Annotated in this window: 19 protein-coding genes; 13 read left to right on the top strand and 6 right to left on the bottom strand. The window is 54.4% G+C overall.

The window, feature by feature from the left end:
• Nucleotides 1-149: 149 nt before the first annotated feature.
• Nucleotides 150-1,037, top strand: coding sequence for a LysR family transcriptional regulator (locus tag CNQ84_RS17850; protein WP_096006180.1), 888 nt, complete (start codon nucleotides 150-152; stop codon nucleotides 1,035-1,037).
• Between the two features lie 50 nt (nucleotides 1,038-1,087).
• On the opposite strand, the gene CNQ84_RS17845 is transcribed toward CNQ84_RS17850, so the two are convergent.
• On the bottom strand, nucleotides 1,088-1,939 hold the full coding sequence (locus CNQ84_RS17845; RefSeq protein WP_096006179.1) for an SDR family oxidoreductase: 852 nt from the start codon (nucleotides 1,937-1,939) through the stop codon (nucleotides 1,088-1,090).
• Between the two features lie 434 nt (nucleotides 1,940-2,373).
• Here CNQ84_RS17845 and CNQ84_RS17840 point away from each other — a divergent pair, with 434 nt between their 5' ends.
• The 7 genes from CNQ84_RS17840 (at nucleotide 2,374) to CNQ84_RS17810 (ending at nucleotide 12,096) form a co-directional block, all read left to right on the top strand.
• Nucleotides 2,374-4,038 carry a DUF1302 domain-containing protein gene (locus tag CNQ84_RS17840; RefSeq protein WP_096006178.1) on the top strand — a complete coding sequence of 555 codons (1,665 nt, stop codon included), beginning with the start codon at nucleotides 2,374-2,376 and terminating at the stop codon, nucleotides 4,036-4,038.
• A gap of 48 nt (nucleotides 4,039-4,086) precedes the next feature.
• Nucleotides 4,087-5,451, top strand: coding sequence for a DUF1329 domain-containing protein (locus CNQ84_RS17835; RefSeq protein ID WP_096006177.1), 1,365 nt, complete (start codon nucleotides 4,087-4,089; stop codon nucleotides 5,449-5,451).
• A 112-nt stretch (nucleotides 5,452-5,563) separates the two neighbouring features.
• Complete coding sequence (locus tag CNQ84_RS17830) at nucleotides 5,564-6,724, top strand: WD40/YVTN/BNR-like repeat-containing protein (protein ID WP_228247469.1); 1,161 nt, start codon at nucleotides 5,564-5,566, stop codon at nucleotides 6,722-6,724.
• Nucleotides 6,725-6,845: 121 nt separating this feature from the next.
• Nucleotides 6,846-9,365: an efflux RND transporter permease subunit gene (locus CNQ84_RS17825; protein WP_096006176.1), complete on the top strand. Its 2,520-nt coding sequence runs from the start codon at nucleotides 6,846-6,848 to the stop codon at nucleotides 9,363-9,365.
• A gap of 89 nt (nucleotides 9,366-9,454) precedes the next feature.
• Nucleotides 9,455-10,420, top strand: coding sequence for a VOC family protein (locus CNQ84_RS17820; RefSeq protein ID WP_092287629.1), 966 nt, complete (start codon nucleotides 9,455-9,457; stop codon nucleotides 10,418-10,420).
• A 1-nt stretch (nucleotide 10,421) separates the two neighbouring features.
• Nucleotides 10,422-11,237, top strand: a complete 816-nt coding sequence (locus CNQ84_RS17815) for an enoyl-CoA hydratase/isomerase family protein (protein WP_096006175.1) — start codon at nucleotides 10,422-10,424, stop codon at nucleotides 11,235-11,237.
• A gap of 28 nt (nucleotides 11,238-11,265) precedes the next feature.
• The gene (locus CNQ84_RS17810; protein ID WP_096006174.1) at nucleotides 11,266-12,096 is read left to right on the top strand and encodes an SDR family NAD(P)-dependent oxidoreductase; all 831 of its coding nucleotides are present in this window, start codon (nucleotides 11,266-11,268) and stop codon (nucleotides 12,094-12,096) included.
• A 19-nt stretch (nucleotides 12,097-12,115) separates the two neighbouring features.
• Here the strand turns inward: CNQ84_RS17810 and CNQ84_RS17805 are convergent, their stop codons facing one another.
• Nucleotides 12,116-12,775 carry a TetR/AcrR family transcriptional regulator gene (locus CNQ84_RS17805; RefSeq protein WP_096006173.1) on the bottom strand — a complete coding sequence of 220 codons (660 nt, stop codon included), beginning with the start codon at nucleotides 12,773-12,775 and terminating at the stop codon, nucleotides 12,116-12,118.
• A 114-nt stretch (nucleotides 12,776-12,889) separates the two neighbouring features.
• Between CNQ84_RS17805 and CNQ84_RS17800 the strand changes: the two genes are divergently transcribed.
• Nucleotides 12,890-13,669 carry an SDR family oxidoreductase gene (locus tag CNQ84_RS17800; protein WP_096006172.1) on the top strand — a complete coding sequence of 260 codons (780 nt, stop codon included), beginning with the start codon at nucleotides 12,890-12,892 and terminating at the stop codon, nucleotides 13,667-13,669.
• A 4-nt stretch (nucleotides 13,670-13,673) separates the two neighbouring features.
• On the opposite strand, the gene CNQ84_RS17795 is transcribed toward CNQ84_RS17800, so the two are convergent.
• The 3 genes from CNQ84_RS17795 to CNQ84_RS17785 are packed head-to-tail and all read right to left on the bottom strand — an operon-like array spanning nucleotide 13,674 to nucleotide 16,506.
• Nucleotides 13,674-14,078: a VOC family protein gene (locus CNQ84_RS17795; protein ID WP_096006171.1), complete on the bottom strand. Its 405-nt coding sequence runs from the start codon at nucleotides 14,076-14,078 to the stop codon at nucleotides 13,674-13,676.
• 44 nt (nucleotides 14,079-14,122) lie between these two features.
• Complete coding sequence (locus CNQ84_RS17790; RefSeq protein WP_096006170.1) at nucleotides 14,123-15,088, bottom strand: alpha/beta hydrolase; 966 nt, start codon at nucleotides 15,086-15,088, stop codon at nucleotides 14,123-14,125.
• Between the two features lie 59 nt (nucleotides 15,089-15,147).
• Nucleotides 15,148-16,506 (bottom strand): DUF1329 domain-containing protein, encoded by a 1,359-nt coding sequence (locus CNQ84_RS17785; protein ID WP_096006169.1) that lies wholly within the window; start codon nucleotides 16,504-16,506, stop codon nucleotides 15,148-15,150.
• Nucleotides 16,507-17,142: 636 nt separating this feature from the next.
• Here CNQ84_RS17785 and CNQ84_RS17780 point away from each other — a divergent pair.
• The 4 genes from CNQ84_RS17780 (at nucleotide 17,143) to CNQ84_RS17765 (ending at nucleotide 21,546) form a co-directional block, all read left to right on the top strand.
• Complete coding sequence (locus CNQ84_RS17780; RefSeq protein ID WP_096006168.1) at nucleotides 17,143-18,732, top strand: phytoene desaturase family protein; 1,590 nt, start codon at nucleotides 17,143-17,145, stop codon at nucleotides 18,730-18,732.
• A 75-nt stretch (nucleotides 18,733-18,807) separates the two neighbouring features.
• The gene (locus CNQ84_RS17775; RefSeq protein ID WP_096006167.1) at nucleotides 18,808-20,085 is read left to right on the top strand and encodes a cytochrome P450; all 1,278 of its coding nucleotides are present in this window, start codon (nucleotides 18,808-18,810) and stop codon (nucleotides 20,083-20,085) included.
• A gap of 26 nt (nucleotides 20,086-20,111) precedes the next feature.
• Entirely contained in the window at nucleotides 20,112-21,143 is a 1,032-nt protein-coding gene (locus CNQ84_RS17770; protein WP_096006166.1) for a hypothetical protein, read from the top strand.
• A gap of 49 nt (nucleotides 21,144-21,192) precedes the next feature.
• On the top strand, nucleotides 21,193-21,546 hold the full coding sequence (locus CNQ84_RS17765; RefSeq protein WP_096006165.1) for a hypothetical protein: 354 nt from the start codon (nucleotides 21,193-21,195) through the stop codon (nucleotides 21,544-21,546).
• A 79-nt stretch (nucleotides 21,547-21,625) separates the two neighbouring features.
• Here CNQ84_RS17765 and CNQ84_RS17760 read toward each other — a convergent pair whose 3' ends face one another.
• Nucleotides 21,626-22,855, bottom strand: coding sequence for a multidrug effflux MFS transporter (locus tag CNQ84_RS17760; RefSeq protein ID WP_096006164.1), 1,230 nt, complete (start codon nucleotides 22,853-22,855; stop codon nucleotides 21,626-21,628).
• Nucleotides 22,856-22,891: the final 36 nt, after the last annotated feature.

Genomic DNA, 22,891 nt, shown 5'->3' with positions numbered 1-22,891 from the left:
GGCTACTCACACCTTTTTATTCTGATATTGGGTATCGCAGCGCGCGCAATACACGATGGGCTGGAGTATATGAATTGGGTTTGGTATCGTAAATTATTAAAAATTGCTGCCAGGTATCTGAAAAATTTATGTCTAGGTCCGATATTTCCATGCGCCAATTGCGCTATTTCGTTGCGGCGTCTGAGACCGGTCAGTTCTCGCAGGCCGCTGCTGCAGTTCATGTTTCGCAGTCCGCCGTGACCACTGCAGTGATGCAGCTGGAGCAGCGACTGGGCGTGAAACTTTTCGAGCGCTTGCCGAACGGAGTAAACCTGACGGCGGAAGGAAACAAGTTCTTTCAGCATGCTCGCCACATTCTGGATACGCTGCAGGATGCGATCAGCGAGCCATTTTTCATGAGTCACTCGGTATCCGGTGTTGTTCGCGTCGGCGCCTCCTACACGGTGCTTGGTTACTTCCTGCCCAACCTGCTTGCGCGCTTCAAGCGCAGTTACCCCGATGTGGAAATCGATTTGATCGACATGGACAGGGTCAGTATCGAGAGCTCGGTCAGACAAGGAGAGCTTGATGTAGGTTTGACGGTTGTTTCGAACGCGACCGACTTGTCCGGTCTGGATGCCAGCGTGCTGATACGCTCGCGTCGTCAGTTGTGGCTGGCGTCCGGCCATCCGCTCATGGGGCTGGCGTCGATCACCCTGAAGGACGTTGCTGAGCATGCCTACATCCTGCCCACCGTCGATGAGGGGGAGGAGTCGGTTCAGCGCTATTGGCAAGCGCAGGGGCTGGAGCCTAAGATCGCATTTCGAACCTCCTCCGTGGAGTCTTTGCGTGGTCTGGTGGCGCACGGGTTTGGTGTGACCGTGTTGTCGGACATGCTGTACCGAGCCTGGTCGCTTGAGGGCCGCAAAATTGAGGTGCGTCCTTTGAACGACGCTGTGCCCTCGATGGAGTTGGGCTTGATTTGGGCGCAAGGCCGAGAAATGAGCGAGCCAGGCAGCGCTTTTCAACAGTTCATGATTCATGCCTGTGGCTCGTGAGTGAGCCTGGCATAGGAACAGTCGCTGTCGCAGGGAGCCTGGCGAATTCATTAAATGCTGCTCTGCATCTCGCGCCGTTGTCGAATGCTCTCTGCAAAGTCGCGCTTGAGTGTGGGGTAGTAGGCTATTTGACCGCCCATCCCTCCCGCGATGTCGATCGATGCACCGCTGATGAAACTGGCGTATTCGCTTGCCAGAAACAGAACCATCCCCGTTACGTCCTCGGGCTTGCCGTAACGGCCCGCTGGAACCACTTTCATTACCATGGCATCGAATTCCTGCCGAGTAACGCCTTCACCCATTTCTTTGAAGTGGCGGTCCCATTGACCAGTGTCGATCCAGCCCATATTCAATGTGTTAACCAGAATGTTGTCTTTCGGTAGCGACATGCCTAGGGAGCGTGAAAGGGCGATACAGGAGGCTCTATTGATGACCGATGGGATGCCTTCGGGAGTAGGTATGGTCCCGGCCAAAGCGTTGATTTCTATAATGCGCCCCCAGCGCTGCTTGCGCATGTGAGGCACAACCGCCTGGGTGAATCTAAAGTGGCCCATTTGCAGCACGTTAGCGTGTTCAAGAATGTCCTCGGGTGTGAGGGTATCCAGGTCGCCGCCTTTCCCTTGGCCGGCGTTGTTGACCAGTACGTCAACGCCGCCCCAGGCTTCGGCTACCTCGGCAACAAAGGTACGCACGTTATGACTGTCAGTAACGTCAACGGCACGTGCTATGACTGCGTCCGCGCGCTCGGCTAGAGCTTCTCCCACCTTTGCGATGTCTGCGAAATTGCGCGAGCAGATGGCTACCTTCGCCCCATCGTTGGCGAAGGCGGTAGCTATCGCTCTTCCAATGCCGCGTGACGCACCAGTCACGATGACACGCTTGCCCTTTAAGTCGATATTCATACATTTTCCTCGGTTATTTTGTTTTCAGAATGCTTCATCTGTAACTAGTGCTATAGCCCGTTCTACAAGGCATAAACGACTTTTTTGCCGATTTTGCTGATAAGGGTATTACAAAAAGTAAATCATAAATTGAACAAAGTATAAAATTATGTTTAATTCTGGCTGTATACGGTTCGCAACCAAAAGGACGGGCACGCGGCGGTGCCCGGTAACAGCTCTGAGCAAAGTGACAGCGCGCTGGATTTAAAATCTGTATGTAGAATTTAAATCTTGATATGGAATTATCTGGAGCGCTCCGCTAGGATGGCGAGACGCTGGTTTAGAGGCGCTAGGCGAATGTCACTGTTTTTAGGCGGCTTTGTCAGAGTGTTACGTCAGGCCAGTAATCGGATGATTTCTATAAGTCACTGAAAATAAAAACAAAAGGAATAATGATGAACACTATCGACAATACTGGTCACATGAATGCGGCGCGCAGCGCCTTGGCTATTGCCGTTCTGATCGCCAGTGGCAGCGCCTCTGCGATGCAGATAGATCTGGGTAACCCAGATATTCGGATGCGTTGGGATAACACTGTTCGCTACAACCTCGGCATCCGGGCGGAAAGCCAGGACAGCGCGATCATGAACAACCCTAATTTCGACGAGTCTGATGGCAAATTTGACCGTGGGGATATCGTCACCAATCGTCTTGACCTGCTGACAGAGGTTGACTTGGCCTACAAGTGGCACTTTGGTGCGAGGGTCAGTGCCGCCGGCTGGTATGACGATGCCTACAGTGACCGTTCGGTCGATAGCAATGTGCCTGGTTATTCCACCAGCTATAACAATGATAAATACAGCTCCGAAGTAGAGCGTTACGTCTATGGCCCTTCTGGCGAAATTCTCGATGCCTTCGTGTGGGCTAACTTTGATGTCGGGCAGGTACCGGTGAACGTGAAGGTCGGTCGGCACACCCTGTATTGGGGGGAGGGCCTGCTGTTTGGTGCTCACGCGATTTCCTATTCGCAGGCTCCTACCGACGCGGTTAAGGCGGTAACCAGTCCAGGGATTGAGACCAAGGAGGTCTTTTTGCCGATTGGTCAGGTATCTGCCAAAGCGCAGTTGACCAATGCACTCTCCGTTTCTGCACAGTATTTCTATGAGTGGGATCACACTCGCTTCCCCTATGGTGGTACCTATTTTGGTGCTGCTGACCCCTTCTTCGAGGGGCCCGACCGTTTGCCTGCGGCGCCGGGGTTCAACCTACAACACGCCGATTCCAAATTTGGTCGTGACTCTGCTAACTGGGGTGTGATGGCCCGCTATGACCTGCAAAGCGTAGGCGCCACGCTGGGTGCCTATTACCGCGAATTCGACGACTATCAAGCTTGGCTGTCGCCGCAAATCGATATGGCAACCGGCCGGTATCGGTTGGTTTATCCGCGAGGCGTGAAGTTGGTTGGCTTGAGCTATGCGGGTAACGTTGGCTCGGCCTCCATTGGCGCAGAGGTGTCTTACCGCAAAGGTGGCGCACTTAACGCCACTGGCGTCAGCAACGTGGATGATGAAGGTCCTCGCGGTAACACCTACCATGCATTGGTAAACGCTGTTTACGGTGTGCCTCGCTTTTGGCTGGCCGAAAGTTCGACGCTGGTTGCCGAGCTGGTATACAGCCACCTGGATAAGGTGACCGAACATGAAGAGTTGTATAAGGGTGAAGGCACCGCTGCCTGCAGAGACCTGCGCAGCGGTGGCGAGGGCGATAAGTCCGACGGCTGCTCTACTCGTAATTACCTGGCGGCGGCAGTGAACTATACCCCCCAGTATCTGGCGATTTTGCCGTCGTGGGATCTGTCTGTGCCTTTAACCGTGAACTACGGTATTTCTGGTAACGCGGCTAACGCCGGCGGTGGGTCGGAGGGTGCCGTGTCATGGTCGGTCGGCGCCAAGATGACCTACCAGCAACAGCACGAGTTCAGCTTGCGTTATGCAGATACGATGGCCCAGGAGAAAAACACCATCAACCCGGTCAACGGCCAGACCATGGTAAATGGTAACGGTGCTGTTGGTGGTACCGACCGTGGTTGGTTGTCGCTCACCTATAAGACATCGTTTTAATAGAGCAGTACTGGCTCCCAGTTAATAAACACAAGAACGGAGATTGTTATGAGATATGCACTCGCTTTCAGCCTGGCTTTAAGTGGTATTTCAGCCAATGCGGTAGCAGCAGTTTCTTCCGAGGAGGCTGCCCAGCTCGGTAAAGCACTTACCTTGTTTGGAGCTGAACAAGCCGGCAATGAGGCGGGTACTATCCCTCCCTATGAAGGGGGACTCCGGACCGCCCCTGCCGGTTTTGAGCCCGGCAGCGGCTACTGGGTGAATCCCTACAAGGATGAAGAGCCGCTGTTCCGCATCGACAGCAGCAACTATCAGGAGCATGCAGATAAGCTGAGTGCTGGTCAGTTGGAGCTGTTGAAGCGTAACCCCGATTACTATCTGGATATCTTTCCAAGTCATCGTACCGCCGCGCTACCACAGGATGTGCTGGATGCTACAGTCCGTAATGCAACTACCTGTGAAACGCTGAACAACGGCCTGACGTTGTCGCCTGAATGCCGTGGTGGCGTTCCATTCCCGATCCCTAAGACCGGCCATGAGGTCATGTGGAACCAACAGGTTCGTTACAACGACGGTAAATACGGCACTACCACCAGTTCATCCAACAGCTGGTTGGTGGCGTCGAATGGGGCTGTAACCAAGGCATCAGAACAGGCTACTTTTGTTGAACGTCCCTATTATCAGGATGATGTAGAGGGTCGCGATCCGCAAATGTATTCCCGCGTTTACTCGGTCACCAAGGAACCCGCGCGCCGAGCAGGCGAGCTTACCGGGTATATGGACTACCTTGACCCTACCCAGCAGCCCCGACGCGCCTGGAGCTACACGCCTGGTCAGCGCCGCGTCAAGTTGGCCCCTGAGTTTGCCTACGACACGCCAGTTGCCAGTATGGGCGGTCTGGAATTGTTCGATGAGCTTTTCATGTTCTCAGGTATGCAGGACCGCTTCGAGTTCAAGCTGGTCGGCAAAAAAGAGATGTACATCCCGTATAACAGCTATGAGCTGTACTTCGACTGTGATCCTAAAACTCAACTGATGGAAAACCACGTTAATCCCGAGTGCGAGCGCTGGGAGCTGCACCGTGTATGGGTCGTTGAGGCCACCCTCAAGGAAGACCGTCGGCATGTTTACAGCAAACGCACCTATTATCTTGATGAGGATACCTTTGGTGCGGGGCTTTACGATGCTTGGGATCAAAGCGGCCAACTCTATCGTTCGATGATGCTGGGCGGCGTGCAGTTTTACGACCATGACATTCCCTACATCGTAAAACACTCTATCTACGACTTTAACAAGGGTATGTACGGGCTGATCAATGATGCGCTCAGCGGCGGTTACAAAGTGCTGGACGCACCGCGCTCCGAACGTGATTTGAACCCAGAAGCAGTGGTGGCACGCGAGACCACCCGGTAATTGCACCAGTTTGGCGCCACCGACGATGGGTGGCGCTTGCGTGTTGGACCGTGACAGGCGATGTAATCGCAGTACTCGGCGTTTTGAGCGAGCTGCGTAGAGGATAAAAACAATGACTTTGATCGACCTGATGAGAGGGTGCCTGCCATGCAGGTTGCCGCGGCTGCTGATGTGCCTGTTTTATGTTGGCTCCATTGCATCCTATTCAGTTGCCATCTCAGCGATGGCAGCGGAATCGGAGACGGTTGAGTCGGACAAGACGGGGTTGTTTGATCCGCTCAGCAATGCCGGTGCCAAACAGTTGATTCCACAATCCCAACCGACGCTGAGTGTTGCCCGAGCGGGTAGCCGGCTTGTCGGTGTAGGACTGCGCGGGTTGATCATGCTGTCCAATGATGAGGGTAAATCCTGGCAGCAAGTTGTTAGCCCGGTGGGTAGTGATCTTGTGCAGGTTCGCTTTCGTGATGACCAACATGGCTGGATCGTTGGCCATGACTCGGTTTTTCTGGCCACAGAGGATGGCGGACAAACTTGGTCCGTAGTGCTGGATGGCCGTAGTCTCCTGACGCTGCTGAAAAACTACTACTCCAGTGCTAATGATCTGGAAGAGTTCGAATCTGAAAGCATGCTACGTGAATTCGAGCTGGCGATGAGTACCTCGTCCGACCCCGACGTGATGGCTACACCTTTCCTGGATGCCTACATTAATGCGCAAGGTGAAGGTTATGTCGTAGGCGCTTTCGGGATGATCCTTCGTACAATCGATAACGGTCTTCACTGGGAGCCCTGGATACAGCGGACAGATAACGACCGGCGGATGCATCTATATTCCGTGAGCATGTCGGGCGCGGAAACCTTTATCAGTGGTGAGCAGGGGCTGGTAATGCGTCTGGACGATGAGGCACAGCGCTTTATTAGAACGCCTACGCCTTATACAGGGACCTTTTTTGGCGTTCAGGCTTCGGCTGACGCGGTTCTGGTCTATGGGCTGCGGGGCAACCTCTACGCGAGTAAGGACCAGGGCGAAACCTGGACCAAGGTGGAGACTGGCCAGGAATCTTCCATTGTGCAAAGCCTGCCTCTGAGCAAGGGCAGGGCCCTGCTGATCAGTCAACGGGGCGGAGTCATGCAGATAGACACCAAGTCACTGGAGCTCACGCAACTGGTTGGTGATTACCGTGGCACGGTTTTCTCCGCTGCGTTACTTAACTCGCCGGATCAGTTGCTGCTGGCTCAGTTTTCCGGCGTGCGTACCACGCAACTCAAGCCTTAATTTAACGTGCGATCGACGCTGGTTAGCTGCTTGCGTGGCTGACCCGGATAGCAATAGTCAGGTTGGCGAGGTGGAAGGGCATGCATAGCGTGTCGCTACGCGTCGATCCTCGGAGATAGAGATGGTCAATCAGAATAATACTAATGGGATGCCTGTCGTCCAAAATGTTGAGGATTTCGACAAGAAGTCTGGCGGTCTGTTTGAGCGCTTAATTTTCAGTCACCGAGTCCTGGTTATTCTGTGCTGTCTGGCTGCTACGCTGGTGCTTGGTTTTTTTGCATCTCGCATTGAGGTGAACGCCAGCTTTGAGCGGATGATTCCGGTCAACAATCCCTATATTCAAAATTATCTGGATCACAAGACCGAGCTGCCGGGGCTGGGCAATAGCATTCGCGTTGTCGTTGAAAACAAGAACGGAGATATCTACGACCCTGAATACCTAGAGGTGCTTCGCCAAGTGAACGACACTCTGTATTTGATACCGGGTGTCGACCGCTCCTGGATGAGGTCGCTCTGGATGCCCATTGTGCGCTGGCGGGAAGTGACTGAGGATGGCATCAGCGGCGGGGCCGTGATGCCGGCGAACTATGATGGCAGCGAAAGCAGTATACAGGCGCTGCGCCGGAATATTTCGCGCGCCGCTATATCCGGCAGTCTGGTTGCCAACGACGGTCAGTCCAGCATGATTGTTGCGCCACTGCAGGATACCAATCCGCAAACGGGGGAGCCGCTGCATTACGGCGATTTTTCCGATCAGCTGGAACAGAAAATCCGTGCCTACGAAAGTGACTCCATTGGCATCCACATTGTTGGCTTCAGCAAGCTTGTTGGGGATCTGATCGATGGCTTGAAAGTAGTGATGCTGTTCTTCGCCATATCGGTGGTGATCGCATCAATATTTGTCTACCTGTACACCCACTGCTTACGCAGCACGCTGTTGCTGGTGGGAATTGCGGTAACCGGTGTGATCTGGCTTTTGGGGCTAATGCAGATACTCGGTTACGAACTCGACCCTTACTCGATATTGGTACCCTTCCTGATTTTTGCGATTGGCCTATCGCACGGCACGCAAAAAATGAATGGCATCCTGCAGGACATCGGCCGCGGCACTCACAAGTATGTCGCTGCGCGCTACACGTTCCGACGTCTTTTTCTGACCGGGCTCACCGCGTTGCTGACCAATATTGTTGGTTTTGCAGTACTGGCAATTATCGACATTCCGGTAATCCGCGACTTGGCGTTGACTACCAGTATTGGTGTCGCGGTCCTGATCTTTACCAAGCTTATTCTTATTCCGGTTGCGCTCTCTTACATTGGAGTGAGTAAGAAAGCGGCGCAAATTGCCATCGATAAAGACCAGGCTGGACAGGCCAACAAGAACTGGCTGGGCAGAGTATGGCAAAGGCTGGATTACTTTACCGAGCGAAAATGGGCTCTGATGGCAATCAGTGCTTCTGTTCTCGTCACGGCAATCAGCACAGTCTTGATGATGGATTTACAGATTGGGGATCTCGACCCGGGCGCACCGGAGTTGCGCCCGAACTCGCGCTATAACCAAGACAATGCCTATATAACCTCTCACTATGGACTTTCCAGTGATCAGTTTGCGGTGATCATGAAAACTGGCGTGGACGGCTGCCGCTTTTACCGGCCGTTGCAGACTATGGATCAGTTGGCATGGAAGCTTAGACAGACCGAGGGTGTGCAGACGACAAGTTCATTGGCAGACACTGTTCGTGTTGTGTCCTCAGGCATGGCTGAAGGCAGCGCAAAGTGGCTGACCATCAGTCGTGACCAGGCGATCACCAATGCCTCGGTCGATGCAGCCATGATTTCATCACCTGGCATCACCAATCAGAACTGCTCAGTAACGCCGTTGGTAGCTTACTTGGCAGACCACAAGGCCGAGACGCTTAACCGTGTGATGGGGGTGGTAGAAGACTTTGCTGAACAGTACAACACTGCGCCGGATGCCGAGCGTCCGGTAGAGTTCTTGCTTGCAGCCGGCAATGCGGGTATCGAGGCGGCAACCAACATCGAAGTAGAGAAGGGTATTATCACCATGTACTTCGCGGTATATGGAGCAACTGCGCTGCTTTGCCTGCTCACTTTCAGAAGTATCCGTGCCACCATCGTTGCACTTATTCCCCTGATCATGACGACGATTATCTGCAAGGCGCTGATGGTCGTGCTTGGTATTGGACTGAAGGTGGCGACCCTGCCAGTGATAGCCGTTGGTGTTGGGGTCGGGGTGGATTACGCGCTTTATTTATTGAGTGTGCAGGTGGCTGTACAGGAGCGTGGTGAAAGCCTGGCGGTAGCTTATCGCAGGTCACTCGACTTTACCGGGCGTGTAGTTGCGCTTATTGGCCTGACCATGGCCGCCGGCGTAATAACCTGGGCTTGGTCCCCTATCAAGTTTCAGGCTGACATGGGCATCCTGCTGACCTTTATGTTCCTCTGGAACATGCTCGGTGCGTTGATTTTGATTCCAGCCCTATCGCACTTTCTGCTCAACCCAAAGCAAAGCTCAGATGGCCAAGGCGATAGCTCAGACGAGGCAAACGTCTCGCTATCCTCTGGGCAAGTGCGCCATGCGGCCCCGTCATCTGACAAGCGCGAAGAGGTAGCAAGTTTTTGAAGTACCAGCTGGGTGGCGTTTGAGGTCACCGCCTTGAATTGAATGGCCGCCGTTGTTTCGGCTGGCAAGAACGACAGACGGAGAAGACTATGTTTGAGCTTTTGATGAGTGCCGACATGATGGTGCCGGACCCCGATGGTATGACCGAGTTGCTGGTCGACAAGTTGGGCATATATAAACACGAGCGCTGGCGCCAGGCTTTTGATGATCACCCATACATTGCTCATTTTCTCCGGGTGCACAAGTCTCTTGCTGTGTCCCCGACGCGGGTTGAGCCGCAATGGCATCTTGATCGCCCGAACCCAGGCGATCCGATGTTTCATGATTTCCTGGAAAGTCTGAAAGCGTTTCAAGGCAAACATAGACCGATGCTGACGCACTCTATCGTGCTTGCTTTGCATGGTGACAAGTTTGATGCGCTGGTCAGCAAGCTCATGCGTCGAGGTTTGCCATTTCGCATGGCTCAGCGCACGCCTGACATGCCCTTTGACCGGCTATGGTTGGGAGCGACCCCGGAAAAGCCCATTTATGATCCTATAGTAGATGGCGGGTTGTGTATCGAGATAATGCCGGTGGAGCCGCTTCAAATGCCGCCAGAGACTTTCGCACAGCCGCCGGTACAACCGCGTGATGTCAAGCCAGGTGACATGGTTCGGGTTTCAGCAAGAGGGTACTTGGTACGCGATCTGAACGAGACGCTGCGCCGTGTCTCAACAAATCTTGATTGGGAGCCGAGTGGCCCTGTCGAGACCATTCAGAGCGAGGGTTACCGTCGCGCTCGAATGGGCTTTACCCTGCCCAATAGCGCCACTTTAGACTTGATCGAGGCAACCCGGTGGGACAGTGAAGCAGGCTTGTACCTGAACAGCTGGGGGCCAGGACCTTACTACATTCGTATTGCAGTCAACGATCTAGCAGCTAAGGCAGAGGATCTGCGAGCTCGCGGTACCAAGTTCACCTGGATTGAGGCCAGCGACGCTGTAGCCGGCAAGGCACTCATTCGCGTCGATCCAAACGATCTAAATGGTCAGCTGTTTGAGTTTGAGGAGTGCTGATATGAGTGTTGACGTAGAAGCCACGGCGGTCGCGATCAATGGCGCAGTCAAGATTGTTCGTGATGGTGCGGTTGGCTGGGTCGTCCTGACCAGGCCTGGCCAGATCAATGCGATTAATGATGATATCCGTCAGGGAGTACCTGCCGCGCTGGCTTTGCTGGAAGGCGACTGCGCGGTGCGTGCTATCGCCATTCGCGGTGAAGGTGAACGGGGTTTTTGCGCTGGAGCGGACATCAAAGAGAAGCGCGGCGTTGAGACATCGCTTGATGTGCGCAAACGCATTGAGTTATCGAGCTGGATAGACTATCTCGATCGAGTCAGCAAACCGGTGGTAGTGGCCATTCACGGTTACTGTATGGGCGGCGGTTTGGAGTTCGCCTTGGCTGCGGATATCCGCGTTGCTGCACCCGACGCCATCCTCGCGTTGCCCGAAACGGGCCTCGGTCTGATTCCAGGTGGTGGGGGAACACAGCGGCTTAGCCGGGTTGTTTCACCAGGCCATGCAATGGACATGCTTTTGACTGGCGACCGCCTGGACGCCGCAAAGGCCTTGAGTATCGGGTTGGTATCCAGAGTCTCCTTGAGCAGCGACAGCTTGCTTGATGAGGTGAGTGCACTAGCGCACAAGATCGCCGCAAAGCCGCCAATGGCATCGGCCTTTGTCAAGCGTGCTGCTCGCGCATCCCTGGAAATGGAGCTTGGTGCCGGGCTGAGCCTGGAGCGCGACCTGTTTTCTTTGTTGGCGACCACAAAAGACGCCAAGGAGGCTGCGCTTGCATTTGGCGAGCGGCGTCAGCCTGTTTTTACCGGTGAGTGATACTGACCTTAACGTACGGAGTTACAAGATGACGACGGGAAAACTTGATGGGCGCGTAGCGATAGTCACCGGTGCTGGCGGTGGTCTGGGCGCGGAATGTGCGCGAGTGCTGGCGGCGCATGGTGCCAGTCTGGCTATTGTGGATATCAATGAAGCTGCTGCCGCGCGCGTGGCAACGGAGATTGAGGCGTCAGGCGGCTCGGCGATGAGCGTCGCGACCGATGTCTCATCCGAGGAAAGTGTTGAGGCGATGGTCAGTGCGGTCATGGAGCGATTCGGCCGTATCGATGTACTGCACAACAATGCTGCAGTGCTTGACGTCGCCCAGCGTCAGAATGATCGAGACATCTGCAACCTGGACATTGCTGCGTGGGACCGTGCCATTGCTGTCAACCTGCGCGGTTCGGTGCTATGTACCAAGCACGTCGTACCAGTGATGGTGAAACAGGGAAAGGGCTCGGTGATTTTTGCGACCTCTGGTCTGGGCGCTCAGGGTGACCTTTCGCTAACGGGTTATGCCTGTTCCAAGGCGGCGTTGAACATGATGCCGAAACTGGTCGCGGCGCAGTATGGGAAGCAGGGGGTTCGGGGTAACGCGGTACAGATTGGGCTCGCTCCGGCAGAAAACGCACATTCATCCATGCCGAAAGAGCTGCTGGATATTCTGCGGGATAATCACATGACTCCTGAACTCGGCACGCCAAGACAAATTGCCGACGTGGTTGCCTTTCTTGCCAGTGATGAATCGTCTTTTGTTACGGGCACAACGTTAGTCGCTGATGGCGGCTTTTCAAGCCATACGCCTTCGCTGGTGGCGATGCAGGCGTTCTTCAGTCAGTCCGACCGTAAGGGCATGTAAACCTTGTAAAGGGTTTGTTTTAGCAAGGTTTGATAATTGCGGCGAGAATGAAATTCGCCGCATGCTCTCGCCAAATTTTCATACCCTCTGTGGACCTGGTATCGAAACCCACCAGAACCGAGAGGGTGTAATGGTTGGTAAAGCCGCCAGACATCAATAGCGCTGATGTGGCTAGCAGAAAACGGGCATCTACATCCGCACGGAAAATTCCGTCGGATATCCCACGCTGCAGTAGCGAGGCAAACTTGGCTTTTAGCGCCGGCGATTGACCGGAGAAACTGTTGACCTGATCGTCGTGAGCTGACTCATGATAGCGGATACCTTCAAGCGCCAATGAGCCAAGTAGTGGGTCGTTCATGTACTGCTCGAAGGTACAGTCGAGCAGTGTCAAGAGGGCCTGTTGTGGCGGCAGGTTTTCTACATTCAGTGCGACGAGCTCATCCATTATTTGCCGTGACGAGTCATCCAGCACTGTTGTAAACAGGGATTCCTTGGAGCCGTAGTAATGGTAAACCAGTTGCTTGGTTACTCCTGCCTGCCGCGCTATATCCTCCATTCGCGCCCCGGCCAGACCTTTTTGGGCAAAGATCTTCTTGGCCGCTGAAAGCAGGCGCTCAAGGGTATCTCGCTTGCTGGGTTCGGCGCGAGCCGAGAAAGACTGGAGGTCATCAGTAGGCATGTCACACTCTTGATACATGACGCTTTTGGGTAATCAGGATAAAGCATTGCACGCGCACTGGGCACCCTGAAATCAAGCGCTTTGCTAGTCGAGAAAAGCAACGGGAGTATAGTTATGGAAACAGGGCTTCAAGGGCGCAAAGCGCTAATTTGCGCTTCCTCCCGCGGGCTTGGTTTTGCCTGTGCACAGGCGCTCGCACTCGAAGGTTGCGCCATAGTGATCAATGGTCGTGATGAGGCATCCCTAGCGTGCGCTGCCAGGCAAATTGCGCAGATCACAGGCGTAAGGCCGTTGCAGGTGGTGGCTGACATTGCCACCGAAGAGGGTCGAGAAAAACTCGCCGAACCGCTGGCCAGTGCGGATATCCTGGTGACCAACAATGGTGGTCCCCCACCGGGCGACATGGCTGATTGGGACAACGCGCGCTGGCATGCCGCCCTCGAAGCAAACATGTTGTCTGCGGTGTCGCTTATTCAAGACGTTGTTCCGGGCATGCGAACGCGCAAGTTTGGTCGGATTGTCAATATCACCTCCGCAATGGTGAAGACTCCGCGCTTGGCCATGGGACTGTCAACGGCTGCCCGTGCCGGGCTTACCGCGTTCTCCAAGGCGCTCTCTGCGGAGGTAATCCGGGACAATGTGACGATCAACAACCTGCTGCCGGAAAGGATTGAGACAGACCGCCTGCGCTACATGACAGACAAATTGGCGAAGCACAAGGGGATTAGTTTGGCGCAGGCACGTGAGGAGATGCTTTGCCCCATTCCTGCTGGTCGTTTTGGTCGGCCCGAAGAGCTTGCCGCGGCCTGCATTTTTCTTTGCTCGCAGCAGGCAGGCTATATAACAGGACAGAACCTACAACTAGATGGTGGCGCCTATTCGGGGCTGATCTGATAGGTCATCGAGACGACAGCGTCTTCCAGTTAGCAGGGGGGGCTTCGTGCGGTGCAAAGTCCAACTCGACTTCTACTCCATTCGGGTCGTAAAAGAAAACCTGCCATGTAAGGGTGTCGGGGCTACGTATGATGCGAAAGGTTACTTGGTGCTTTTGCAGAGCCCCCAAGGTCCTGATCAAATCATTGGCGGAAAAAGCCATGTGATCTAGAACGCCACGGCGTGGAACGGGCATTTCTTTAACTTCGATAACATGCAGCACCGGCTCATCCTTTAAATATAGCCAAATCCCGGGGACCGGGAAATCCGGTCGTTGCCCTACCCGGAGTCCAAGCAGGTCAGTATAAAAACGACGCGTTAACTCAAGCTGATCGGTTACGATCGTGAAATGATCCATGCTGGTGATCATGCCAGAAGCTCTCTCTGTGTTCTGCAGGTGGAGGAGTCAAAGCCCTAGACTTTATCGCTGGATCTGGAGTTTATTTTGGAGCTTAAAGACAGGGGAAGCTGGCCTGTTTTAGTCCATTCGGCGATCCCTTCCCAGATATCAGACCGTGCGTTTGCAAAGTTGTGCAAGTGAGCATTCCCGGCAACACATAAGAGTGTCTTGTCGCACGCATTGGAAAAAAACTCAGGTTCCTTCTCTGGTGCAGGACTGACATCAACTTCACCGTATGCCAGCAATACCGGACAGAAAATGTTGGCGGCACTGGCGACAACCACGTTTGGAGTGAGTGCTGCGGTGGCCAGAGTGACGGGCGTCAGGCTCGAGTGCTGGTTATCGGCAGTTATTACGGCTTCAGCAACATCCGGCAGGTGGAAAAGAGCGCGCATCTGCGATCGATCCGTGGGTATGTAGCCGCTGGGGGGTAGTGCCGCCTTCATCGCTTCTACTTTGGCACCGGCCAGTTCCAGAGGCAGGTTGCTCCAGCCTGCGACGATAAGGCGATCAAAGCTCTTGTAATGAGCTTGCTGATAGGTGACCAGCATACCGCCCATGGAGTGGCCCAAGCCGGCGACTGTCAGGCTTGTTGATTCTGCCAACGTGCCCCACTGGTTCGACATTAAGGCTTGAACACACTGTTGAGTGGCAAGGTGATTGGCCTCTGCTATCACATTCAATGTCAGCTTGGATTCGGGCTCAGGCCTGCTGCTTTCACCCATGCCCAGATTGTCGAGCGCTAGAACCAGGTAGCCTCTATCGGTCATAAACTCGGCAAAGCTGTAACTCGGGTCAAGGTATGGCGGATGGAAGTAGCTGCGTGAGCAGCTGCCGCCATGCAGGCAAACAACAAGGGTCAGTGACGCTGGTACGTTGTCGCCAAACTTGTCCGGCAGGAACAGAGAGCCGCATAGGTCAACTTTGGATATGAAGGGGGTAAGGTGAGTTACGTCCCAGGATAGATTGATCGTTCGCATCCGTTACGCCTTAGCAATTCCCCTTGGCCGCGAAGCTCAAGGGGATTGGTGAGTTGGTTTTAGCGTTGAGATTCGCGCATCACGATGGCTTCGGGGTTTAGCTCACGTTCAGTGCGAGCTTCGGTGAGAACCTGATAGCCGCCATCCATCCCGTCGTTGACGATGCCGTACATGCCTTTATTAAAGTCGTACATGGAGTGCTTCACGATGTAGGGGATGTCGTGGTCATAGAATTGGACACCTCCAAGCATCATCGAGCGATACAGCTGGCCGTTCTGATCCCAGGCATCGTACAGGCCGGCACCATAGGTATCTTCATCGAGATAGTAGGTGCGCTTGCTGTAAACGTGACGCATACCTGGTTTCAAGGTTGCTTCAACCTCCCATACACGGTGCAGCTCCCAGCGCTCGCATTCGGGGTTTACATGAGAGGTGCGGAACTGGTCCTCACAATCGAAGTAGAACTTGTAAGTGTTGTATGGAATCAGCATCTCTTTGCGTCCAACAAGCTTGAAATCAAACCTATCCTGCACGCCTGAGAACATGAATAGTTCGTCGAACAGCTCCAAGCCGCCCATGCTTCCCACCGGAGTGTCATAATTGAACTCGGGGGCGAGTTTGATGCGCCGCTGTCCAGGGGTATAGCTCCAGGCACGGCGCGGCTTGTCGGTCGGATCGATAAAGTCCATCAGGCCAGTGAGCTCTCCAGCTTTGCGTGCGGGTTGCTTGGTCAACGAGTAAACCCGGTAAAAAAGATCCTCCGGTCGGCCTGGTACATCTGTCTGGTAGTAAGGGCGCTCAACGAACGTAGCTTGGTTGGCAGACTGGGTTACTGACCCGTTTCTATCAACGACCCAGGTGTTGGACGAAGAGGTAGTGGTACCAAACTTGCCGTCGTTATAACGCACGAGCAGGTTCCAGATTACTTCATTGCCTGTTTGGGGGATCGGAAAGGGTAAGCCGCCACGACAATTTGGCTCAATCGCCAAGCCGTCCTTCAGGGTGTGGCAGGTAGTTGCGTTACGCACCGTTGCGTCCAGCACTTCCTGCGGGTAGGCAGCAGATCTGTGGCTGGGGTAAATGTCCATGTAGTAATCAGGGTTGCGCTTCAATACCTCTATCTGCCCCGCGCTAAGCAGGTGCTCGTGCTCGCTTAGATTGGCCGCAGTTATCCGATACAGGGGTTTGTCCGCAGCATAGGGGTCTTTCCAAAACCCAGTACCTGGCTCGAATCCCGGGGGAGCGGTTCGCAGACCCCCCTCATAGGCCGGAATGCTGCCATCGGCGTTCGCGGCCTGAATAGCGCCCAATGGTGTGAGGGTATCGCCGATAGCGCTGGCTTCATCCGGGCTCACTGCGGCCAGAGATGTGGCGGACAGGCCGCCAACTAGCAAGCCAATAGCAATTTTCAGTTTCATGATCTTTCTCCGTTTTTGTTTTTATAAAGAGAGCGCGAAAAATCGCTGTCCGGCACTGCTGCCAGGCAACGAGTTCGAGGTTAGGTAGTAGAACAATGAAGGTGCGGGACGTGCATCCCGATTTCCCTGCGCAGGAACGCCTTCCGGTAGGCAGAGCTGACCGGAACCGGCTTCACCCTGGATGTAAACCAGAGATGCTTTCACTTTATGTCCTTTTATTTTTATTTTTCAAAGGCTTTCATCGTGCTCCCAGCCCAGTCTGGATGGGCTGTACAGCCGAATCTGATTGCCTGCCTAAGACCCTAGCAGAGCATTGAAAATAATTCCATATGCAGATTGAAATTCTACAATTGGAATTATTCTGTCGGGATGCTTGAAGCGAGAGGAAGGGTTGTTTTGCTCTTTGCTCGCACGTCAGGGCGCTGGTTATCCGTTTTACGCCCGGTAAAACGGATAGCCAGCGCCTCCGGTTCTTTCTTGTTACGTTCCCGATTGCCGTATACAGCGGACGGCGAATGTTCATGCGTGGTGATGCCAGTGGGTATCGGACGCATTGTTTATTGGGCGTAGCAAGGACTCTGTCGGCAGGTGTTTGGTAGAGGAAAACCTGAGTCAGCCCAGTAGGGAGATACTTTGATGAATAACAAAAATACCGATTTCGACGTGATTGTCGTGGGCGGGGGAAGCAATGGCCTTTCAGCGGGTTGCTATCTTGGCCTTGAGGGCAAGCGTGTTCTTGTTCTCGAGGCGTTGGACAAGGTGGGTGGGATGGCGTCGTCCGGCTATCTCATCCCTGAGGCGCCGGAGCATCTGGTGCATCCTTGTGCGCTCGACATGATGTCGATGCGCGTGCACTCCCATGTACCGGAGGAGCTAGGCTTGGCCGACCACGGCTTTGACTCTATCGAGTTGTCGCCGGGTTATGTCTATTTACACCCCGATGGAAGCTCGTTGATCTTTTGGCGAGATCGGCAAAAAACAGCAGATGAAATTCGGCGGTTTAGCCACAAGGATGCTGCTGCATTTCTTGAGTTCATGGATGTTATCGACATGTTCATGGATATAGCCCTGCCTATGATGCGGGTAGATCCCGCGCGGTTCAACTTGACAAGTAAGCTTAAAGTTCTAGGCGTGGCGCTGAAGAACCGGCGCCTTAAGCCTGAACTCATGGCGCTGATGACAGGGTCCGCTCATCAGGCTGCCAAGGAACGTTTCGAGCACCCGGTGACCGTTTCCGCGATGTGCGCGCTGACGGGACTGGCAGGTGATATTCGGGCTGATGGCGGCGGTATCTATTATGCGCTACTTGGGTTTCTGCACCGCTTTGGCGTGGGACGGGTCAGGGGCGGTATGCAGCAATTGAGTAACGCAATGTGCTCACGTCTCGAGGAGCTGGGTGGCAAGGTGATTACGTCTGCCACTGTGACTGAAATCATCTCTTCGCAGGGCAAAATCGAAGGCGTACGGCTTGCTGATGGGCGCACTTTCACTGCGCCCGCGGTGATAGCAGGTTGTCACCCCAAGGTAGCGCTGGAAATGGTAACCCCGGGCGAAATGCCTGCCCACCTGCTCACACGGGTAGCCATGGCTCCTGCCAACGCGAAGGGCTCGGGCCCACTGAAAGTGGATGTCGCGCTTGACGGTTTGTTGTCGGTTCCACGCTATGAGGCCATCCGCGGCGACGGAATTGATTTGCGCAAGACGGTCATGTTGATCGGTACGGAAGACGCAGTACTTGAAAGCTTCGCCGCCTGTGAGCGTGGCGAAGTTCCCAGGTACCCCTACATTACGCTTGCGGTCCCTAGTGCGGCGGATCCGGCTCAAGCGCCCGCCGGCCAGGACATCGTATATGTCTATCCGCCAGTCATGCCTGTCAACCCCAGAGCAGGCTGGGATGCGCTAAGGGAGACTGTGGCAGACCAGGTGTTGCGCCAATTGGCTGACTACGTGGATGGCATCGATGGTCATGTCATTGGCCGCCGTATCGAGGCAGCACCGGACTTCACAGAACGGCTAAATACAGTGAATGGCTGTGTAGTCCATATCGACACCACCACCATGCGTTCGAGCACTATGCGGCCAGCCTATGGGCTGGGTGGCGATACTCTCCCGGTTTCCGGGCTGTATCTGGGTAGCGCAGGCAGCCACCCGGGCGGAGGAGTCAATGGTATGGCCGGCAAGCTTGCAGCCAAGCGGGCGTCCAAGTTTTTGTCGAATAATTCCTAAGTCGGCTGTATCGCTTACCCGCGATTACAAGCGTGACTATAACAAAAGACCTGAAGGTCACAGGGAGAACCACTAATGTCAGCGGAAATGAACGAGCTTGATATCGAGCAGGCTTATCACGCGGTTTCAGATACCTATCTTGGCTCAGCAGTCGATATCCACGGGCTGTGCAGGGATAAGCGGATTAACGACCCAGTTATGCGTGGCGACTTCGTAGATAGTTACCTGGGTGTGCCAACCAATGCTGGTGCCAAGGCGGCCAAATGCGTTGTCACGCTGTTCAAGCACAAAGACGTGATGGCGGTGCTGCGCGACGCAGAAACCTTCACCAACGGTTTTATTGCCGAAGGGCTGGGCGCGTTCTTCGACGGTTTGATTGTGTTAGCCATGGACGGTGAACAGCATCGTCGTACACGGGCCCTGTTGCAGCCAGTGTTCATGCCGGAAACGGTCAACAAGTGGCGACCGGAAATCGACAGGGTGATTCGGGAAGAGTTTCTGCAGCCAATGCAGGCAGACAAGAAAGCCAACCTGATGGATTTCGGGTTGTATTTCCCCATCCGTGAGATGTACGCGCTGATGGGCTTTCCAAGCGACGACCCAGATAAATTCAAACAATACGCTACTTGGGCTCTCGCGCTGGTGGCCGCCAACCAGATCGATCCGGAGAAAGCGCGTATCTATGGTGCCTTTGCCGGTAAAGCGGTTAAGAACCTGTATGACGCGATAATGGAAATTGTGGTGACAAAACGGGCTGCTGGCGCAAAGGGCGATGACTTGATCAGTCGAATGATCAACGCTGAATATGAAGGCCGTGCGCTGGATAACCATGAGGTAACTACCTTCGTGCGCTCTTTGTTACCCGCCGCTGGAGAAACAACCACACGCACCTTCAGTTCGATCATGACACTGTTGCTTGAGCGGCCAGAGCTGCTGGAACGAGTGAAAAGAGATCGGGGTTTGATTGGCAAGTTGATCGACGAAACTGTGCGTTATGAGCCTGTAGCAACTTTCAAGGTTCGTCAGGCTTCGAGAGACGTCGAGGTGGGTGGCGTTCTGGTTCCCAAGGGGGGCTTGGTTCAGTGCATGGTGATATCCGCCAACCGAGACGAAGATGTCTTCGACAACGCAGATCAGTTTGATATTGATCGAAAGGTGAAGCCTTCCTTCGGCTTCGGCTGGGGGGCGCACATGTGCATCGGTCAGTTTGTTGCCAAGGTCGAAATCAATTGCGCGATCAACGCAATTCTGGATCTGTTTCCAAACATCCGATTGGACCCAAGTATGCCTGCGCCTGTCATCGCAGGGGCTCAACTGCGAGGTGCGAAATCCATTCATGTGATTTGGGATTGATGCAACCTTAGCGGAGGAATACCAGTATGAAATCTTACAAAAACATCCCCGAGCGTGGCGACTTTGTTTACCAGCAGCTAGTTGGCCCATGCAAAACCACTGGGCCGGCGTTGAATGAAACGCGCTCATTCTTCGGCCTGTTGCTGAGCAAGAGCATGCCTTTTGGCTCTGTACGTGATGATGAAGGGCACATCTACTCATTTGTTCGCTCGGTAATGGCCCCTACAGGTACGCCCAACCCGACGCGGTTTTTTTATCAGTCTACGCGGATTGACGGCCAGCATATTCGTATGGATACCGAGCGAATGGCAAAGCAGGCGTTGACGCCAATGCCAACGCAGAAACTGGATGGGGATACGGTGCGCTGGACCAGCCTACCCGGAGAAGAGGGCAACCCCTGGTTACTGGAAGCCTCTGCTGAGCATATCAAGTGGGTGGAAGAGGGGCTGTATGAGCTGCAGGGGAAGCCGGTTGGCTGCGGTATGCAATGGTATTTGCCTGGTGTTGAGTGGGGCACGTTTTATGTCTCGCAACTGTGGAGCCTTTCCGGCGTGTGCGAAGGGCGGAAAGTGAAAGGCCTGATGGCACTGGACCAAGTGTATATGGCAGAAGGTGGAGCCATACATTTCAAGAAAGACTTGGTGGTAAACAACAAAATGCACGTCATCTGGTGGTCTTTTGCCACGGTATACAAGGACGGTACATTCGACTCGGGATCTTTCATGGTCGGCCATGACAACCTTGGTTACGCCATCTTAAACAATGAAAAAGGCGAGGTGCGTACTACCACCGATATCGAGGGCTTGGCAGTGCATAAGGACGGTAGTTACTTCCTGGACAATGCGCGAATTGTTTTGGACGGCAGCGAAGAGTGGGAGTTTCTGCCGGACGAAAAGGGTGAAATGGCGGACTTTGTTGGCGGCTTTCCGATTACAGCCCAGCAGGAAGGTCGCTGGCGCAGAGTAGGGGATACACGCGAACCAGACCACTGGCTGGCGTGGGGAGAGTCCGATCGCCGTAATGGCTCAGCGCGTAACGTGCGCGGTGCGGATCTATGACAGTCTCAATCGCCCGACTGTTCGAGGGCAAAAACAGGAGCGGAATGTGATGCCAGGCTTAAACCAAAAAGACATAGACGCCTTTTTACACGGCCAAATCGCCTGTTGGAATTCAGGTAACCGTGAAGGCTTCTTCGAGCATTATCGGCAGGTTGCCCCAAAGGGCTTGAGCATTGAGTACGTCGGGCGCCCGGCGGCGGATGGCTGGCCTGTACTTGAAGCTATGTGGGACCAGCAAAATAGCCGCTTTTCGGTGGAGGTAGAGGTGAGTATTCTCGGCTCGAATGAAGCCGCCTGTCACCATCGTAATGTGATGCGGGACGGCAGTGGCTCAATTGAGACGATTGAGCTGTACCGGTTCGAGGAAGATACAGTGAGCGTGCGTTATTTTATAAAACAATAGTGCCTGCTCTACTGAGCCACAAAAAACCGCTGCCCTGGCAGCGGTTTTTTGTGGGCCATACTCACGCTTTGGCGAGGCTTCAACTTTTGCCAAATTGCTCGGTGATTTGACCGGGCGCGTTTGGCTGGCTGATACGATGCAATAGCAAACTGGCGGCGCTGAGGCCAAGCATTACAGTGATAACCGGCAATGCACTTGGGCTCATCCACAGGCTGACGATGCCCACGGCCAAAGTGCCGAACAAGAACTGTATGAACCCAATGACTGATGAGGCAGAGCCGGCGCGGTGGCCCTGACTTGCCATTGCCAAGGCTACCGCGTTGGGTGTCAACAGGCCCATGGAGGTCATGTAGATAAAAAAGCACAGCATAAGCTGCGACAGGTTGATAGTGCCTGCCCAAGTGGACAGCGTCGCCATTAGGGTTGCGATTGCTGGCGCAAGAAGCACATATTTGAGCAAAGTGGCAGGGCCGTAGCGAGCGACCAGTTTCGCGTTCAGTTGTGAGCCAACAATCATGCCAAAAGCGTTGAGGCCGAAGAACCAGCCAAAGTGGTTAGGTTGGATACCATAGAGGTCGATGATGATCTTGGGGGATCCGGATACATACGCGAACATCCCGCCAAAAGGTAACGCACCTACCAGGACAAACCGCATAAACTTCCAGTCACAGGCCAGGCTCAGGTATTGATTGAATGCGGAACGTAGTTTCGGCTTGCTGCCGTTGCCGAGACTCGGTGAGGTTTCCCGCATGCAAAAATGGACACCCAGCAGCAGCGCCAGTCCACAGGCAGCCAGCGTCATGAAAATACCGCGCCAGCCGACTGCCAGCAGCAAAGCTCCGCCTGCAAGCGGTGCCAGAATAGGCCCGAGGCCCAACATCAACATTAGCATCGAAAAGGCTCTCGCGGCCTGTACAGTGGAGGTTCGGTCGCGGATGACAGCCCTGCTGATGACTACGCCAGCTCCCCCGCCCAGCGCCTGGCAAAAGCGTGCGGCGGTCAGCGTTGTCAGATCCGCTGCGAAGGCACAGCCAATTGATGCGATGAAGAATAAGGTTAACCCTGCATAGAGCGGTGGCTTGCGGCCGTAGAGGTCGCTGAGCGGGCCGTAGAGCAACTGCCCAAATGCCATTCCCAGAAGAAATACGGCCAAGGTGATTTGCACCTCCGACGAGCTGACTTGCAGTTGGCTCGCAATTACCGGGAAGGCTGGCAAGTAAAGGTCGACGGAGAGCGGCGAAAGGGCCGTCAGCATGGCGAGTAAAAATAGCCAGCCGGGGAGCAGCGGTACCTTCTCAGGAAGCGTCATAGCGGAGAGTCCTATCGAATGACACGTGCAAGCGGC

Origin of the sequence: Pseudomonas abyssi (assembly GCF_002307495.1) — a bacterium.
In the GTDB taxonomy this organism is placed as follows: Bacteria; Pseudomonadota; Gammaproteobacteria; order Pseudomonadales; family Pseudomonadaceae; genus Halopseudomonas; species Halopseudomonas abyssi.
This window is presented reverse-complemented; position numbering and strand designations above follow the sequence as displayed.